Annotated in this window: 14 protein-coding genes; 9 read left to right on the top strand and 5 right to left on the bottom strand. The window is 60.7% G+C overall.

What is annotated here, in order from left to right:
- Positions 1-63: 63 nt before the first annotated feature.
- The 4 genes from leuA to M5C56_RS15755 form a co-directional block, all read right to left on the bottom strand.
- The gene (gene leuA / locus M5C56_RS15740; protein ID WP_103498533.1) at positions 64-1,746 is read right to left on the bottom strand and encodes a 2-isopropylmalate synthase; all 1,683 of its coding nucleotides are present in this window, start codon (positions 1,744-1,746) and stop codon (positions 64-66) included.
- A gap of 496 nt (positions 1,747-2,242) precedes the next feature.
- Positions 2,243-3,064, bottom strand: coding sequence for a peptidoglycan DD-metalloendopeptidase family protein (locus M5C56_RS15745; RefSeq protein WP_103498531.1), 822 nt, complete (start codon positions 3,062-3,064; stop codon positions 2,243-2,245).
- 18 nt (positions 3,065-3,082) lie between these two features.
- Positions 3,083-4,462: an exodeoxyribonuclease VII large subunit gene (gene xseA, locus M5C56_RS15750; protein WP_152740962.1), complete on the bottom strand. Its 1,380-nt coding sequence runs from the start codon at positions 4,460-4,462 to the stop codon at positions 3,083-3,085.
- Between the two features lie 187 nt (positions 4,463-4,649).
- Positions 4,650-5,549 carry a LysR substrate-binding domain-containing protein gene (locus M5C56_RS15755; RefSeq protein WP_103498529.1) on the bottom strand — a complete coding sequence of 300 codons (900 nt, stop codon included), beginning with the start codon at positions 5,547-5,549 and terminating at the stop codon, positions 4,650-4,652.
- A gap of 100 nt (positions 5,550-5,649) precedes the next feature.
- Here M5C56_RS15755 and M5C56_RS15760 point away from each other — a divergent pair, with 100 nt between their 5' ends.
- From M5C56_RS15760 to M5C56_RS15785, 6 genes are all read left to right on the top strand, one after another.
- Positions 5,650-6,417, top strand: coding sequence for a sulfite exporter TauE/SafE family protein (locus M5C56_RS15760; RefSeq protein ID WP_103498565.1), 768 nt, complete (start codon positions 5,650-5,652; stop codon positions 6,415-6,417).
- 54 nt (positions 6,418-6,471) lie between these two features.
- Positions 6,472-7,020 (top strand): sugar ABC transporter ATPase, encoded by a 549-nt coding sequence (locus M5C56_RS15765; protein WP_103498528.1) that lies wholly within the window; start codon positions 6,472-6,474, stop codon positions 7,018-7,020.
- 82 nt (positions 7,021-7,102) lie between these two features.
- A complete protein-coding gene (guaB, locus tag M5C56_RS15770; protein WP_103498527.1) occupies positions 7,103-8,572 on the top strand; it encodes an IMP dehydrogenase in 1,470 nt (489 codons plus the stop codon).
- Between the two features lie 105 nt (positions 8,573-8,677).
- Entirely contained in the window at positions 8,678-10,255 is a 1,578-nt protein-coding gene (gene guaA, locus M5C56_RS15775) for a glutamine-hydrolyzing GMP synthase (protein WP_103498526.1), read from the top strand.
- 268 nt (positions 10,256-10,523) lie between these two features.
- Entirely contained in the window at positions 10,524-10,802 is a 279-nt protein-coding gene (locus tag M5C56_RS15780) for a hypothetical protein (protein WP_103498525.1), read from the top strand.
- 4 nt (positions 10,803-10,806) lie between these two features.
- Positions 10,807-11,325, top strand: coding sequence for a DNA-binding protein (locus M5C56_RS15785; protein ID WP_103498524.1), 519 nt, complete (start codon positions 10,807-10,809; stop codon positions 11,323-11,325).
- A gap of 19 nt (positions 11,326-11,344) precedes the next feature.
- On the opposite strand, the gene treR is transcribed toward M5C56_RS15785, so the two are convergent.
- Positions 11,345-12,049 carry a trehalose operon repressor gene (treR, locus tag M5C56_RS15790; protein ID WP_103498523.1) on the bottom strand — a complete coding sequence of 235 codons (705 nt, stop codon included), beginning with the start codon at positions 12,047-12,049 and terminating at the stop codon, positions 11,345-11,347.
- 226 nt (positions 12,050-12,275) lie between these two features.
- Here treR and treP point away from each other — a divergent pair, with 226 nt between their 5' ends.
- The 3 genes from treP (at position 12,276) to M5C56_RS15805 (ending at position 16,774) form a co-directional block, all read left to right on the top strand.
- A complete protein-coding gene (gene treP, locus M5C56_RS15795; RefSeq protein WP_103498522.1) occupies positions 12,276-13,718 on the top strand; it encodes a PTS system trehalose-specific EIIBC component in 1,443 nt (480 codons plus the stop codon).
- 82 nt (positions 13,719-13,800) lie between these two features.
- A complete protein-coding gene (treC, locus tag M5C56_RS15800; RefSeq protein ID WP_103498521.1) occupies positions 13,801-15,450 on the top strand; it encodes an alpha,alpha-phosphotrehalase in 1,650 nt (549 codons plus the stop codon).
- A gap of 100 nt (positions 15,451-15,550) precedes the next feature.
- Positions 15,551-16,774 carry a carbohydrate porin gene (locus M5C56_RS15805; RefSeq protein WP_103498520.1) on the top strand — a complete coding sequence of 408 codons (1,224 nt, stop codon included), beginning with the start codon at positions 15,551-15,553 and terminating at the stop codon, positions 16,772-16,774.
- Positions 16,775-16,817 lie beyond the last annotated feature (43 nt).

Raw genomic sequence — 16,817 nt, forward strand, 5'->3', positions numbered from 1 at the left:
TCAAATGCACAAAAAAGGCCCCGGGGGTTCACACCGCCGGGGCCTTTTTATTTCTGCCGACGCTTACGCCGCCTTGCTGGTATCCAGCTGGCTCAACGAGCGGTTCAGCGCGCTGAACAGCGCCTTGAAGCTGGCGGTGGTGATGTTTTCATCAATCCCCACGCCGTGCACCGCACGTTCACCGTTCACTCGCAGCTCGATATAGGCCGCAGCCTTGGCGTTGGTCCCGGCGCCGATGGCGTGCTCGTTGTAGTCCATGATTTCCACCGGTATTGGCAGGCCGGCCACCAGGGCTTCCAGGGCTCCATTGCCCTTGCCGCGCCAGTGCAGATTGGTCTCGCCCTGGCCCTTGCCGGACACTTCCACTTCCACGGCGCTGTTGCCGTTTTCTTCCTGCAGGCGATGGCTGACCAGCGCATAGGGGGTGTTGGCTTGCAGGTACTCGCTGTGCAGCAGGGCATGAATCTGTTGCGCGGTCATTTCCAGGCCGAGGCGGTCGGTTTCACGCTGCACCACCTGGCTGAACTCGATCTGCATGCGACGCGGCAGGCTGATGCCGTATTCCTGCTCCAGCAGGTAGGCGATACCGCCTTTGCCCGACTGGCTGTTGACGCGGATCACTGCCTCGTAGCTGCGGCCGATATCGGCCGGGTCGATCGGCAGGTACGGCACTTCCCACAGGGCGTCGGCTTGCTGCTGGGCGAAGCCCTTGCGGATCGCATCCTGGTGGGAGCCGGAGAAGGCGGTATGGACCAGGTCGCCGACATACGGGTGACGTGGGTGCACCGGAATCTGGTTGCACTCCTCGACCACCTTGCGCACGCCGTCGATATCGGAGAAGTCCAGCTGTGGGTCGAGACCCTGGGTGTACATGTTCAGGGCCACGGTGACCAGGTCGACGTTACCGGTACGCTCGCCGTTGCCGAACAGGCAGCCTTCGACACGGTCGGCGCCGGCCATCAGGCCCAGTTCGGTGGCGGCCACGCCGGTGCCACGGTCGTTGTGGGTGTGCAGGCTGATGATCACGCTGTCACGACGGTTGATATGGCGACCGAACCACTCGATCTGGTCGGCATAGATGTTCGGGGTGGCACACTCGACCGTGGCGGGCAGGTTGAGGATCACCTTGTGCTCGGGCGTCGGGTTCCAGACTTCGATGACCGCGTCGCAGACTTCCTTGGCGAACTCAAGCTCGGTGGCGCTGAAGGTTTCCGGGGAGTATTCGAACTGCCACTGGGTGTCCGGCTGCTGGGCGGCGTATTTGACGAACAGCTTGGCGGCGTTGACCGCGATGGCCTTGATCCCGTCCTTGTCCTGGTTGAAGACAATGCGGCGGAAGGACGGCGAGGTGGCGTTGTACAGGTGAACGATGGCTTTCTTCGCCCCGCGCAGGGATTCGAAAGTGCGCTCGATCAAGTCTTCACGGCCCTGGGTCAGCACCTGGATGGTGGTGTCCTCGGGGATGTGGTTGTCTTCGATCAGGGTACGGACGAAGTCGAAGTCGGTTTGCGAAGCGGCCGGGAACGAGGCTTCGATTTCCTTGACGCCGACGCTGACCAGGGTTTTCCAGAAGCGCAGTTTTTTCACCGCGTCCATCGGCTCGATCAGCGACTGGTTGCCGTCGCGCAGGTCGGAGCTGCACCAGATCGGCGCGCTGGTGATGGTTTTCGACGGCCAGGTGCGATCAGGGAGATCGATGGTCGGAAACGCGCGGTACTTCGAAGACGGGTCTTTGAGCATGCTCATGGGGAAATTCCTTGGGGTCAGGGCCGAAAAAAGGCGGCCAGCCGGTAATGCGTTATCAGGGAGAAAACCGGGGACGAGGTCGTTCGATTCAGCCTGGCAGTCGTGCGCTGACGAGGCAGAGGCTGCGATGTTGACGTCGCTGAATGAGGGTGTGAGAAGTTTTCATGTCTTCAACCCTAACCACTGGGGTGAAAGATGGCAAGCCTGTGGGAAAAATTGAGAGAAATACTCAGAAAATCGACTTTTACGAGATTTTATTCTGCTTGATCGACTGAAAGTCTAGAACAATTGCGCACTATTTTGGACCTGCGCAATCTTTGCCGCTGGGATGGTTGGCTGCAACATCGGTCGCCCAGACTGAACGAGGTCCTTGTAGGAGCGAGCTTGCTCGCGATGGACGTCAACGATAACGCGGGGGCACCTGATACCCAGTGGTGCCTGGACTACCATCGCGAGCCAGCTCGCTCCTACAGGGGGGGCGGTGGTGTTCCGGGGATCAGGGTTGGAACGCGCCGATAAAGATCGCCGGATCGACCCGCGCGTCATTCAGGCTGACGTTCCAGTGCATATGCGGCCCGGTCGCACGGCCCGTGGAGCCGACCTTGCCCACCACGGCACCACGGGCCAGTGACTGGCCCACCTGCACGTCGATCTTCGACATATGGCAGAACATGCTGATAAAGCCCTGGCCATGGTCGACGAACACGGTGTTGCCGTTGAAGAAATAATTGCCGATCAGAATTACCTTGCCCGCCGCCGGGGTCTTGATCGGCGTACCGGCCGGAACCGCGAAGTCCAGCCCGGCGTGGGGATTACGCTCCTCGCCGTTGAAGAAGCGGCGCACGCCGAAGCGGCTCGACAGCGGGCCGTTGACCGGCTTGTCCAGCAACAGGTTGCTCGGCGTGCCGGGACTGAAGCTGCGATAGGCGCGAATCTGTACCGCCAGTTCTTCATCGATGCGCTTGAGGTCGGCCGGGTTCGGGTTGACCTGGCGGGTGTTCTTCAAGGTGATGTGCTGTTCCGGGTACTTTTTGCCGCCGACATTGAAACTCAGGCTGCGACCGGCCGAACTGATCTGTTGGCTGCCGGGCTTCACCGTCAGGGGGATACCGACAATCGCCAGCCAGTTGTTCTGTTCCTTGACCACCAAAACCGGCTTGCCCTGGTAACTGGCCTTGGGCGCCTGGGCGTTTGCTCCGAGATCGACCACGGCCACGCCGCCGGGCACCGGCTTGTTCAGCAGGCGGGTGAGATAGCTGTCGGCGTGGGCGTTGAAGGCGAGGCCCAGCAACAGCAGGGCAGCAAGAAAACGGGGCATGCTCGGATCCCTTGAAAATCAGTCCAGTAAAGAAAGGGTGACGGGCGTCAGATGATTGTCCTCGACCCGTACCTGCAATTCCCCTTCACCGAGTTTCGCCTTGAGGCGTTGGCCGGTGTGGGTCTGCTCGGCACTGCGGATCGCCTGGCCGCGTTCGTCCAGCAGGATACTGTAGCCACGGCCCAAGGTGGCCAGGGGACTTACTACATGAAGTGTCTGCATCTGGCTTTGCAGTTGCAGGCGCCGGGCTTTCAGGCCCTCGCGCATGGCCCGGGGCAGGCGTTCGGAGAGACTGTCCAGACGTTGACGCAGAAGCGCCAGTTGCCGCCCCGGATGTTGCCCGGCGAGGCGGGTTTCCAGGCGGATCAGTTTTTCCCGGCGGGTATTGAGCTGGCGCTCGAACGCCCGGCGCATGCGCATGTCCAGGTCATCCAGGCGTTGGGCCTGTTGGCGCAGACGTTCACCGGGGTGGCGCAGGCGTCGGGCCAGGCCGTCGAGGCGCAGGCGGTCGCGCATCAGGCGGTCGCGGATACGCATCACCAGGCGCCGGTGCAGGCTCTCGACCCGGCGTTGCAGGTCGCTGGAGTCCGGGGCCAGCAGTTCTGCGGCGGCGGAGGGAGTGGGGGCGCGGACGTCGGCGACAAAATCGCTGATGGACACATCGGTTTCATGGCCGATGGCGCTGACGATGGGCGTGATACAGGCGTCCACCGCCCGGGCCACGGCTTCTTCGTTGAAGCACCAGAGGTCTTCCAGCGAGCCGCCGCCACGGGCCAGGATCAGCGCGTCGAAGCCCTTGGCATCGGCCAGCTTCAGCGCCCGGACGATTTGCGTGATGGCTTCGCGGCCCTGCACGGCGGTGGGGATCAGCGTCAGTTCGACCTGGGGGGCGCGGCGGCGGAAGACGCTGATAATGTCGCGGATCACCGCACCGGTGGGCGAACTGATAATGCCGATGCGTTGCGGATGGGCGGGCAACGGGACCTTGCGCTCGGCGCTGAACAGGCCTTCGGCGCTGAGCTTTTCCTTCAGGGCATCGAAGGCCAGGCGCAGGGCGCCGTCGCCGGCCGGCTCCACGGTATCGAGGATCAGTTGGTAGTCGCCACGGCCTTCGAACAGCGAGACCTTGCCCCGGACCTTGACCGCCAAACCGTCCTTCAGCGCCTGGCGCACCCGGGCGGCGTTCTGCCGGAACAGTGCGCAACGCACCTGGGCGCCGCTGTCCTTGAGGGTGAAATAGATATGGCCGGATGCCGGGCGGGCGAGGTTGGAGATTTCGCCTTCGACCCAGATATTGCTGAACACATCTTCGAGCAACACCCGCGCGCGGCCGTTGAGCTGGCTGACAGTGAGGACTTCGCGGTCGAGGCCCAGGCGTGAAAAGGGATCTTTAATCATGGTGGGCATGATAAAGGCATTCGACCGGCAATCTCTACGTTATGTCGTCGAGCGCAGATTTTGTCTGCTGCCCGAATCTAATGTGGGAGCAGAGCTTGCTCGCGAAGGCGGCCGCGAGGGCGCTAAAAGCTTCGCGGGCAAGCTCCGCTCCCACACAAGCCCTGCTCCTATGAGTTTGGCGGTGTTTTCAGGGGCGTTGGAGGTCTTCGCTGAAGCGCTCGACAAACTGCGCCACCAGCGGCGTCGGCTCCTGGCGGCAGGCCAGGGCCAGGGTGCTCTGACAATCCGGGTCCTTGAGGGGCAGGAAATGGATATTCGTCGGTGCGATGTTCCGCATCGACTCGGGCAGCAACGCGATACCGAACCCAGCCTGGATCAACTGCAATTGAGTGGTCTTGCGCGACACCACCCGCGCCGCCCGGGGAAAGAAACCCTGGCGCATGCACAGCTCGGCCGAGAGATAACTCAAGCCACCCCGCTGGGGATGCGGAATGGAAATAAAGGCTTCGTCCTTCAGCACCGCCAGGTCGATGCCCTCGGTCGAGCCCGCCAACGGATGATTCGGCGGCACCGCCAGCAGCAGGCGCTCGCTGAACAGCGGCAGGATCTGCACACCCTCGCGCTGGCGCAGTACCGGCAGGCGCAGCAGGCCGATATCCAGTCGCCCCTCGGCCAGTTCTTCGAGTTGGGCTTCGGAGGACAGCTTGGCGATATCCATCGACGCCCCCGGACTCTGCTCCAGAAAATGACTGATCGCCCGTAGCAATCGACCGCTCATCGGCACCGTGCTGGAATGACTCAGACGCAAGGTTCCCAGTTGTCCTTTGCCCACCTGGGTCGCCAACTCGCTGGCCTTGTTCAGTTCGCTCAACAGATTTCTTGCCCGCGGATAAAACGCCTCGCCTGCCGCGGTCAGTCTTGGCTGGCGCGCCGTACGTTCGAACAAGGGCGTCTGCAAATAGTTTTCCAGTTCCTTGATCTGCCGGCTCAAGGCCGACTGCGCGATAAACAGGCGTTCGGCGGCGGCGCTGAAACTGCCGGATTCGGCGATTTCAACGAAGTAGCGCAGTTGGCGGGTGGAAATCACGAGTCATGCCTTTTCGAGATGGGTGGCGGGCTTTGAATATATTAGTCGCAAGGCTCGCCACTGGCTAAAGTCAATCGAACCCATTGTGGAAGTGTTCTTCATGAGTCTTGTTGCCCTATTGAACCAGTGGCCGTTCAGTGCCACCGATTGGCTGGTGGTGGAGCTGGGCGTGGCCTTGGCCTATATCGTTTTCGGCGTGGCCGGTTTTGGCACGGCGCTGGTGGCGGGGCCGATCCTGATCCTGTTTATGCCGCTGTCGAAAATCGTGCCCTTGCTGGTGCTGCTGGATTTCGTCGCGGCCTTTGGCAATCTGCTGCCTTCGCGCAAGGATGTCGCCAAACCCGAGTTGCTGCGGTTGTTGCCGTGCATGGCGGTGGGCTGCACCCTGGGGGTGATCTTCTTGTTGAATCTCAAGTCCGACATCCTGTTGCTGCTGATGGGCTTGTTTATCAGCGCCTATGCGGTCTACAGCCTGTTGGTCAGGGCGCGACCGACCCAACTGGCGGCGGGTTGGGCGGTGCCCATGGGCATGGTGGGCGGAATGTTCGGCGCGCTGTTTGGCAGCGGCGGCTTTCTTTACGCGATCTACCTCAACAGCCGCTTGCCCAAGGACGCGGCCCGCGCCACCCAAAGTGCGCTGATCAGTTGCAGCACGGTGGTGCGTCTGTCGCTATTCGTGATCGCCGGGGTCTATGCCGAGCTACCCTTATTGATGTTGGCGGTCTGTTTGCTGCCGGCAATGGCGCTGGGTCTCTGGATCGGCAGGCGTTTGACCCGCCGGCTATCGCGTGAGGCCTTCGTGCGCCTGGTGACCTGGTTGGTGCTGGCCAGTGGAATTGCCCTGATCACCCGTTACTTCAGCACTTGACCTCGGGGTTTCAGGGATTAAGCTGCCGGGTCGCAAACGCTCCAGGCCGTCCCCATGAATTCGCAAAGCATCATCGTCCCGAAGATTTCCACCTTGCCGGTCCATGAACCCCGGGCCCGGGCCGTCGTGCGCTGGCTGGTGCGCAAGAACATCATCGAGGAGCAACTGAGCACCTGCGGTCGCACCGGCAACCGCATGGCCCATGCCATAGCCCCGGGCGCCGCCAGCGTGGTCCTGCACCCCGACGCGCTGCCGTTCAATGAGCCGATCAACGGTCTGGAGATCGTCACCAAGCGCTGCATCTATACCCCGGCCAAGGGCTTTCTCGAAGAGGCGGGCTGCGCCGAGTGCCGCAAGGAAGTCGGCGAGGCGTTGTTCGACAGCCTCGAAGAGTGGATGCCGGGGCGCACCGAGAACTTCATCTGCCCGCTGTGCGGCCATGAAGACGATATCAACGGTTTCCTGTTCCTGCAGGAATGCGCCTTTTCCAACCTCGGATTTATCTTCAATAACTGGGCTGAAGCCGGCTTCAAGCAGAGCTTTCTCGACGAGTTCGCCGACTGGCTGGATCAGCCCGTCGCCTGGGTAAAAGTGGAGCTTTAAATAAGCCAAGGTTTACATTGAGCCCAAGGGTCCATCTGAGTATAATGGCGCGCTTCCATTTTCCCGCTCGGGAGCCCCCGCGATGCTGCGTATCAGCCAAGAAGCTCTGACCTTCGACGACATTCTCCTAGTGCCCGGTTATTCCGAGGTACTCCCTAACGAAGTCAGTCTCAAGACCCGCCTTACCCGTGGCATCGAGCTGAATATTCCGCTGGTTTCCGCCGCCATGGATACCGTGACCGAAGCCCGTCTGGCCATTGCCATGGCCCAGGAAGGCGGTATCGGTATCATCCACAAGAACATGACCATCGAGCAGCAAGCTGCCGAAGTGCGCAAGGTCAAGAAGTTCGAAGCCGGTGTGGTCAAGGACCCGATCACCATCGAGGCCGATGCCACGGTGCGTGAACTGCTCGAACTGACCCGCATGCACAACATCTCCGGCGTGCCGGTGCTGCATGACGGCGACCTGGTCGGTATCGTCACTTCCCGTGACGTGCGTTTCGAAACCCGCATGGATGTCCCGGTTCGCGAAGTGATGACGCCGAAAGAGCGCCTGGTCACCGTCCGCGAAGGCGCCAACAAGAACGAAGTCCGCGAGTTGCTGCACAAGCACCGTCTGGAAAAAGTCCTGATCGTCGACGACAAGTTCGCCCTCAAGGGCATGATGACCGTCAAGGACATCGAAAAATCCAAGGCCTACCCGCTGGCCAGCAAGGACGACCAGGGTCGTCTGCGTGTCGGCGCTGCGGTCGGCACCGGTAAAGACACCGCCGATCGTGTGGCCGCACTGGTCCATGCCGGTGTCGACGTGGTGGTGGTCGACACCGCCCACGGTCACTCCAAAGGCGTGATCGACCGCGTTCGCTGGGTCAAGCAGAACTTCCCTGAAGTCCAGGTGATCGGCGGCAACATTGCCACCGGTGCCGCCGCCAAGGCCCTGGCCGAAGCGGGCGCGGATGCGGTCAAGGTCGGTATCGGCCCGGGCTCGATCTGCACCACCCGTATCGTCGCCGGTGTCGGCGTACCGCAAATCAGTGCCATCGCCAACGTCGCTGCCGCCCTTGAAGGCACTGGCGTACCCTTGATCGCCGACGGCGGCATCCGTTTCTCCGGTGACCTGTCCAAGGCTATCGTGGCCGGTGCTTCCTGCGTGATGATGGGCTCGATGTTCGCCGGTACCGAAGAGGCGCCGGGCGAAATCGAACTGTTCCAGGGCCGTTCCTACAAGGCTTATCGCGGCATGGGTTCGCTGGGTGCGATGTCGCAGTCCCAGGGTTCTTCCGACCGCTACTTCCAGGACTCCTCCGCGGGTGCCGAGAAGCTGGTACCGGAAGGCATCGAAGGGCGTGTCCCCTACAAGGGCAGCCTGAGCGCCATCGTCCATCAACTGATGGGTGGCCTGCGTTCCTCGATGGGCTACACCGGTAGCGCCGATATCGAAGAAATGCGCACCAAGCCTGAATTCGTGCGTATCACCGGCGCCGGCATGGCCGAATCTCACGTTCACGACGTGCAGATCACCAAGGAAGCTCCAAACTATCGCGTAGGTTGATAGTGATCGCCTCCTGGCCGAGGTCGGGAGGCGATTGACGAATTTGAACCGGGGCTGTTGATGACAGCCCCGTGTTGTTTCTGATTTCACTGACGAGAATGACTCATGGCCCTCGACATTCACGCCCACCGCATCCTGATCCTCGACTTCGGTTCCCAGTACACCCAGCTGATTGCTCGCCGCGTGCGTGAAATCGGCGTGTACTGCGAACTGCATCCGTTCGACATGGACGACGAAGCGATTCGCGAATTCGCTCCCAAAGGCGTCATCCTCGCCGGCGGTCCCGAGTCCGTGCACGAAGCCAACAGCCCTCGCTGCCCGCAAGCCGTGTTTGACCTGGGTGTTCCGGTCTTCGGTATCTGCTACGGCATGCAGACCATGGCCGAGCAAATGGGCGGCAAGGTCGAAGGTTCCGAGCTGCGTGAATTCGGTTATGCCCGCGTTGATGTGGTCGGCAAGAGCCTCCTGCTCGAGGGTATCGAAGACCACGTCGACGCCGACGGCCTGTTCGGCCTCGACGTCTGGATGAGCCACGGCGACAAGGTCACCCGGATGCCGGAAGACTTCCACATCCTGGCCAGCACCCCGAGCTGCCCGATTGCCGGCATGTTCAACGACGACCTGCGTTACTACGGCGTGCAGTTCCACCCGGAAGTGACCCACACCAAGCAGGGTGGTCGCATCCTGTCGCGCTTCATCCTCGATATCTGCGGCTGCGAAGCACTGTGGACGCCATCGAAAATCGCTGAAGACGCCATCGCCAGCGTTCGTGCCCAGGTCGGCACCGACAACGTCCTGCTGGGCCTGTCCGGCGGTGTTGACTCCTCGGTGGTTGCGGCGCTGCTGCACAAGGCCATCGGCGACCAGCTGACCTGCGTCTTCGTCGACAACGGCCTGCTGCGCCTGCACGAAGGCGAGCAAGTGATGGCCATGTTCGCCGAGAACATGGGCGTCAAGGTGATCCGCGCCAACGCCGAAGAGCAGTTCCTGAACAACCTGGCCGGCGAGTCGGACCCGGAGAAGAAGCGCAAGATCATCGGTCGCACCTTTATCGACGTGTTTGATGCCCAGTCCAACAAACTGGACAACATCAAGTACCTGGCCCAGGGCACCATCTACCCGGACGTGATCGAGTCGGCTGGCGCGAAAAGCGGCAAGGCCCATGTGATCAAGTCCCACCACAACGTCGGTGGCCTGCCGGAAGAGATGAACCTCAAGCTGGTCGAGCCGCTGCGCGAGCTGTTCAAGGATGAGGTCCGTCGCCTTGGCCTGGAACTCGGCCTGCCGTACGACATGGTCTACCGTCACCCGTTCCCGGGCCCGGGCCTGGGCGTGCGGATCCTCGGTGAAGTGAAGAAGGAATACGCCGACCTGCTGCGTCGCGCCGACCATATCTTTATCGAAGAACTGCGCAAGGCCGACTGGTATCACAAGGTCAGCCAGGCGTTCGTGGTGTTCCAGCCGGTGAAATCGGTGGGTGTGGTCGGTGATGGCCGTCGTTACGCCTGGGTCGTGGCCCTGCGTGCGGTGGAAACCATCGACTTCATGACCGCCCGTTGGGCGCACCTGCCGTACGAGCTGCTGGAAACCGTCAGCGGCCGGATCATCAACGAAATCGAAGGCATCTCCCGCGTCACCTACGACGTGTCGAGCAAGCCGCCGGCGACGATCGAGTGGGAATGATTCCCGCGTGATGTAAACCTCAAGCGTTGAAGCAAAGGCGGTCGATACCTCGGTATCGACCGCCTTTGTCGTTTCAGATCATAAGAAAAATTACCTCGCCTGCCCTCGCAATACCTCGCAAACACATTGATCTACCGAAGTTTTTTGTCTCCCTACACTCAAGAAACCAGCACCGAATCGATGTGCTGATCGAGTCATTTTTTGTCGATAAATGGATTTGGTTGTCAGTTGACAACCATTGCGCGTGGCGCAAGACTGGAGGCTATGGATGGCTAGAACAAGACACCCGATCAAGGAGATCGAGAGCGTACTGCGTTATGCAGAGGAATTTGGCTGGCGAATCAAAGTAGGTGGTTCGCATGCCTGGGGCAGGATGTACTGCCCGTTTAACAGTGGGCTGTGCCGTTGCCAGGATCACTGTATCACCAGCATATGGAGTACGCCGCGTGACCTGATCAGTCATGCCCGCAATTTGCAGCGGGTGGTTGATGGTTGTGTCATCAACCACGCTAATGGCGATCCCTTGATCGCTTCTCCCAAGGAGTAGACCCATGGAGTATGAATTCACCCTGAGGTACCAGCTATCGGAGCAGAACAACGATCCGGATGTATTGATTGAGCTCTTGTTTGAGTGCGGTTGCGATGACTCACTGATCGGCTGCGGAATCCCTGGAAGGCTGGCGCTGAAGTTCTCCCGGGATGCCGACAGCGCCGCTCAGGCATTGCTTAGCGCTTTGCAGGACGTCAAGCGTGCTATCCCCGATGCGCGTCTCATAGAGGTTGTGCCCGACCTGGTCGGCCTTTCAGATATCGCCGATATCGTCGGTGTTTCGCGGCAGAACATGCGCAAGCTCATGCTCAGTCATGGCGCGTCATTTCCGTTGGCGGTCCACGAAGGCAGCGCTTCCGTCTGGCACCTGGCGGAAGTCCTGGGCTGGCTCGAAGGTCGGGGTTATGACCTTCAGCCCCTGATGATTGAAACCGCGCAGGCGGCCCAGGATATCAACCTCACCAAAGCCACCAGCAAGCTCGGCTCGGTGAACCCCGAGTGGCTGGCGCTGGTGCTATGAATCGCCCGACATCAACGGCTCAGCGCCTTGCCACATCCGAAAAGTAGAACTTGTCCAGGGTGTGCCGCGACTCGGTGTATTCGAACTGCCGGCCGTCCTGCAAAAACGTCTGGTTCTTCACCACGATTACATGGCTGGCCCCATCCAGGTCCAGGTGCAGCACATCGTCCCGGCTGCAACGGGCCGCCTCGATGGTGCGCTGGGCGAAGCTGATGCTCAGTTGCAGGGTTTTCTCGATATAGGCATAGATCGACTGTTCGGCGATCTCCCGGGTCAGGCCGGGGATCAGGTCGGCGACGAAATAGTTGATGTCGAGGATGATCCGCTTGCCGTCGATCCGCCGCACCCGCTTGATGCGAATCACCGAACTGCCCGGCTCGGCGTCCAGGCGCTCCTGAAGCGGGCCTTCAAGGGGGATCTCGCTGAACTCCACCACTTCGGTGCCAATATTGCTGCCAAGACTGGAGTGGGCCTCCTGGAAACTGACGATGCCGCCCAATTGAAACTCGATCGGGCTGCGTGACAGCACGAAGGTGCCCTTGCCATGGATCTTTTGGGCGAAACCGCGTTCCTGCAGTTGCTCGATGGCCTTGCGCACGGTGCCGCGGCTGGCCTGGTAGCTGTCCATCAGTTCGGTTTCCGACGGCAGTCGGGCGCCTTTTTCCAATTGCTCTGTGGTAATGCTGGCAAGCAGATCACTGTAGATCTGGTTGTATTTACTCATGCTGGTCGCTCTGGATCGAAAGTACTCGCCAACAGGGTAGCCGACGCTATGTGCTGTGATCCTGAACCTTAAGGGCAGGCCGAAACTTTGTCCATTTGTCGGATCTTTTACCGATAAACCCATAACTCGTCTGTACGAGTTATTGCTTTAACTCGTACAGACGAGTATTTTTCATTCCTGTGTGCTGCCAACACCCTCCAATAACAAGAAACAGTGGAAGAAAAGCATGAGCCACGACTATCCGAATATCGCCCGCGAGCTGCTGCAAGGCCTCGGTGGCGCTGAAAACCTCGAGCAGGCCGCTCACTGTGTCACCCGTCTGCGTCTGGCCCTCAAGGACCCGAGCCTGGTCGACAAGGCCGCGTTGTCCAATATCGACCTGGTGAAAGGCACCTTCTTCACCGGCGGCTTGTTCCAGATCGTCATCGGTCCGGGGGAAGTGGAGCGGGTCTACGCCGCCTTGCGGGAAATCACCGGGCTGGCCGCCTCGACCATCGCCGACGTCAAGCAGAAGAGCGCCGACAAGATCAACGCGGTACAGCGTCTGGTGCGGGTGTTCTCCGATGTGTTCATGCCGATCCTGCCGGCGCTGATCATTGCCGGCCTGCTGATGGGGGTGAACAACCTCATGGGCGCCAAGGGCATGTTCATCGACGGCAAGACCCTGCTGGAGGCCTACCCGTCCCTGGATGGCGTGTGGAGCCTGATCAACCTGATGGCCAACACCTCCTTCGTGTTCCTCCCGGCCCTGGTCGGCTGGTCGGCGGCCAAGCGGTTTGGCGGCAGTGAAATCCTCGGCATCGTGCTCGGCCTGATGCTGGTGCACCCCGACCTGCTCAATGCCTGGAACTACGGCAAGGCGGTCGCCGGCCTGGACGGCCAGAGCCTGCCGTACTTCAACATCTTCGGCTGGTTCCGGATCGAGAAGGTTGGCTACCAAGGGCAGATCCTGCCGATCCTGATGGCCGCCTATGTCATGAGCGTCATCGAGAAATGGCTGCGGGCGCGGGTGCCGAATGCCATTCAACTGCTGGTGGTGCCGATTACCACCATCGTCGTGACCGGCGTGTTGGCCCTGGCGGTCATCGGTCCGGTGACCCGTCACCTGGGCATCCTGATCACCGAAGGCGTGGTCATGCTGTTCGATGTGGCCCCGGTGCTCGGCGGCGCGATCTTCGGCCTGCTCTACGCGCCACTGGTGATCACCGGCATGCACCACATGTTCCTCGCGGTGGACCTGCAACTGATCTCCACCCAGGGCGGCACCTTCATCTGGCCGATGATCGTCATGTCCAACCTGGCCCAGGGCAGCGCGGCACTGGCGGTGTTCTATATGAGCCGCAATGCACGGGACCGCAGCATGGCGTCGACCTCGGCGATCTCCGCCTACTTCGGGATCACGGAGCCTGCGATGTTCGGCGTCAACCTGCGCTACAAGTTTCCGTTCTATGCCGCGCTGATCGGTTCGGCGCTGGGCAGCATCTTCCTCTCGCTGAACAAGGTCCAGGCCTCGGCCATCGGCGTGGGTGGCCTGCCGGGCTTTATCTCGATCATTCCGCAATACATCCCGATGTTTATCGTCGGCATGGTCATCGCCATGGTCGTGCCGTTCGTGCTGACCTGCGGGTTGAGCCTGAAAATCGTCCGGCCCGGCTACCGCGTCGCCTGAGCCGGCGGCGTCAGCGCAAGGGTGCTCGCGCTGACGCCGCAAAACACCACACAGCTACCACTGGCACTACCAAGGAATCCCCATGCAAGACTGGCAGCGTTCGGTGATCTACCAGATCTATCCGAAAAGTTTCTACAGCCACTCAGGTCAGGCCACCGGCGATCTGCTGGGGGTGGTCGACAAGCTCGACTACCTCAAGTGGCTGGGCGTCGATTGCCTGTGGATCACGCCGTTCCTGCGTTCGCCGCAGCGTGACAACGGCTACGACATCAGCGACTACTACGCCATCGACCCGAGCTACGGGACCATGGCCGACTGCGACCTGCTGATCGCCGAAGCCGGCAAGCGTGGCATCACGCTGATGCTCGATATCGTGGTCAACCACACCTCCATCGAGCACGAATGGTTCCGCCAGGCCCGCAGCAGCCTCGACAACCCGTACCGGGACTTCTACATCTGGCGCGACCAGCCGAACAACTGGGAGTCGAAGTTCGGCGGCAATGCCTGGGAGTACGAAGCCCAGACCGGACAGTATTACCTGCACCTGTTCGACCACACCCAGGCCGACCTGAACTGGGACAATCCCCTGGTGCGCCAGGAAGTATTCAAGATGATGCGCTTCTGGCGCGACAAGGGTGTCGGTGGTTTCCGCCTGGATGTGATCAACCTGATCTCCAAGCCCGCCGACTTTCCCGAGGACGCCAGCGACGGCCGCCGTTTCTACACCGACGGTCCGAACGTGCACGACTACCTGCAGGAAATGCATCGCGAAGTCTTCGAAGGCCATGACCTGATCAATGTCGGCGAAATGTCCTCCACCAGCCTTGCGCACTGCATCCGCTATTCGCATCCGCAGTCCCGCGAGCTGTCGATGACCTTCAATTTCCATCACCTGAAGGTCGATTATCCGAACATGGAGAAATGGGTTCGCGCCGATTTCGATTTCCTCGAACTCAAGCGCATCCTCTCCGACTGGCAGACCGGCATGCAGGCCGGTGGTGGCTGGAATGCGTTGTTCTGGTGTAACCACGATCAGCCGCGGGTGGTCTCGCGCTTCGGTCATGACGGTGAATACCGGGACGTGTCGGCGAAGATGCTCGCCACCGCGTTGCATTTCCTCCAGGGCACGCCGTACATCTATCAAGGCGAAGAGCTGGGCATGACCAATCCGGGCTTCGAGTCCATCGAGCAGTACCGCGATGTCGAGACCCTGAACATCTACCGGCTCAAGCGCGAGGCCGGCGAGTCCGAAGCCCGGAGCATGGCGGCGATCATGCAGAAATCCCGCGACAACAGTCGCACGCCGATGCAATGGAATGCGCAGCCGAATGCCGGTTTCAGCACGGCCCAACCCTGGATCGATGTGCCGCCGAATGCGGCCTGGATCAACGTCGACAAGCAGTTCGACGATGCCGGCTCGGTGCTGCATCACTACCGCGCCCTGGTTGGTTTGCGGCGCAGCGAAGCGCTGATGGTGGACGGCGTCTACCGCCAGTTGTTGCCCGATCATCCACGGGTCTGGGCCTATGTGCGGGAAGGGCAGGGCGAGCGACTGTTGGTGGTGAACAACTTCTATGCCGAGCCTTGCGAAGTGGCGTTGCCCGAAGGCGTTTTCATCGACGGCCAGAGCCAGCGTCTGGTGATCGGCAACTACATCGACGACGTGCCGCGTAGCCGATATCTGTCGCTGAAACCTTACGAATCTTTTGTATTGCACCTGTCAGAAAAGTAAGACGTTTCATTCATTAAATGCCGTTCGCATCAAATCGTGCGCGGGAGAGCCGCGCCCGATAATCAACAAGCACTACACAATAAAAATAATGGGGGAGCCAATGAAAACAACAATAAATCGCGGTCTTGTGGTGTCTTGTGTATGCCTGGGGTTGCCATTCTCGGCCCAGGCCCTGGAGTTCGCCGGTTACTTGCGTAGCGGCCTGGGCGGTTCGACCGGCGGCGGCTCGCAAAGCTGTTTCCATTTGCCTGGTGCGCAATCCAAGTATCGCCTGGGTAACGAGTGTGAACAGTACGGGGAACTTGAGTTGCGCCAGGACGTGCTGAAACTCGATGACGGGTCGGTGGTCAGCGTCGACGGGATGGCGTCGCTGTACAACAAGTACGATCACAATCCCAGTTTCGACGGTGACAACGGCACGGTGCGGATGCCGCAGATGTTCGCCAAGTGGTCGAACCTGCCCTCGCTCAATGGCGGCTCGGTGTGGGCCGGGCGGCGTTACTACAAGCGTAACGACATCCATATCTCCGACTTCTACTACTGGAACCAGAGCGCCACGGGCGGTGGTATCGAGAATGTGAAGATCGGCGACCTGAAATACAGCTATGCCTTCTCGCGCAAGGACAACCTGTACCAGAAGGACTATATCAATCGTCACGACTTCAACGTCGCCGGCTTCAAGACCAATACCGATGGCGAAGTGGAGCTCGGTGCCAGTTACCTCGATGCACCGAATCGCCGCGATACCCACCAGGGTTGGGCCATCACCGCGCAGCATGTGCAGAAGAACTTCCTCGGCGGCAAGAACAAGTTCGCCCTGCAATACGGCGAGGGGCCGGGTACCGGGCTGGGCTACACCGGTGATCCGACCCTGGACACCAGCAACAAGAGCTACCGCGCGGTCGAGTTTTTCGACTGGCAGATCACCCGACAATTCGGCGGGCAGATCGAGGCCGTGTACCAGAAGGACATTCGTCCCGACGGCCAGGGCCAGAACTGGATCTCCCTGGGGGTACGTCCGACCTACGCCATTACCGAGCAGTTCAAGTTGGTGACCGAACTGGGCCATGACCAGATCGAGGCGCCGGGCGGTACCCGCAAGCTCAGCAAGTTTACCTTCGCCCCTACCTGGTCACCCAGAGGTCCGGATTTCTGGACTCGGCCCGAGATACGCCTCTACTACACCTATGCCAGTTGGAACGCGGCGGCCCAGCGTGCGGCCAATCAGTTCGATGCGGGGTCGGCGTTGTCCGATACCGGTAGTTTCGGCAGCGCCCTGCATGGCTCCAATTTCGGTGTGCAGGTCGAGTATTGGTGGGAATAAGTCCTATGCTGGCGTGGCCTTCGCCGCGCCGGCGCTTCAAAGA

It is taken from the genome of Pseudomonas sp. MWU13-2862, from assembly GCF_023242495.1.
GTDB classification, from domain to species: domain Bacteria; phylum Pseudomonadota; class Gammaproteobacteria; order Pseudomonadales; family Pseudomonadaceae; genus Aquipseudomonas; species Aquipseudomonas gingeri_D.

Excerpts from the sequence above, each read along its gene's own strand:
- leuA (WP_103498533.1), bottom strand. The coding sequence starts at position 1,746 with ATGAGCATGCTCAAAGACCCGTCTTCGAAGTACCGCGCGTTTCCGACC.
- M5C56_RS15745 (WP_103498531.1), bottom strand. The coding sequence starts at position 3,064 with ATGCCCCGTTTTCTTGCTGCCCTGCTGTTGCTGGGCCTCGCCTTCAAC.
- xseA (WP_152740962.1), bottom strand. The coding sequence starts at position 4,462 with ATGATTAAAGATCCCTTTTCACGCCTGGGCCTCGACCGCGAAGTCCTC.
- M5C56_RS15760 (WP_103498565.1), top strand. The coding sequence starts at position 5,650 with ATGAGTCTTGTTGCCCTATTGAACCAGTGGCCGTTCAGTGCCACCGAT.
- M5C56_RS15765 (WP_103498528.1), top strand. The coding sequence starts at position 6,472 with ATGAATTCGCAAAGCATCATCGTCCCGAAGATTTCCACCTTGCCGGTC.
- guaB (WP_103498527.1), top strand. The coding sequence starts at position 7,103 with ATGCTGCGTATCAGCCAAGAAGCTCTGACCTTCGACGACATTCTCCTA.
- guaA (WP_103498526.1), top strand. The coding sequence starts at position 8,678 with ATGGCCCTCGACATTCACGCCCACCGCATCCTGATCCTCGACTTCGGT.
- M5C56_RS15780 (WP_103498525.1), top strand. The coding sequence starts at position 10,524 with ATGGCTAGAACAAGACACCCGATCAAGGAGATCGAGAGCGTACTGCGT.
- M5C56_RS15785 (WP_103498524.1), top strand. The coding sequence starts at position 10,807 with ATGGAGTATGAATTCACCCTGAGGTACCAGCTATCGGAGCAGAACAAC.
- treR (WP_103498523.1), bottom strand. The coding sequence starts at position 12,049 with ATGAGTAAATACAACCAGATCTACAGTGATCTGCTTGCCAGCATTACC.
- treP (WP_103498522.1), top strand. The coding sequence starts at position 12,276 with ATGAGCCACGACTATCCGAATATCGCCCGCGAGCTGCTGCAAGGCCTC.
- treC (WP_103498521.1), top strand. The coding sequence starts at position 13,801 with ATGCAAGACTGGCAGCGTTCGGTGATCTACCAGATCTATCCGAAAAGT.
- M5C56_RS15805 (WP_103498520.1), top strand. The coding sequence starts at position 15,551 with ATGAAAACAACAATAAATCGCGGTCTTGTGGTGTCTTGTGTATGCCTG.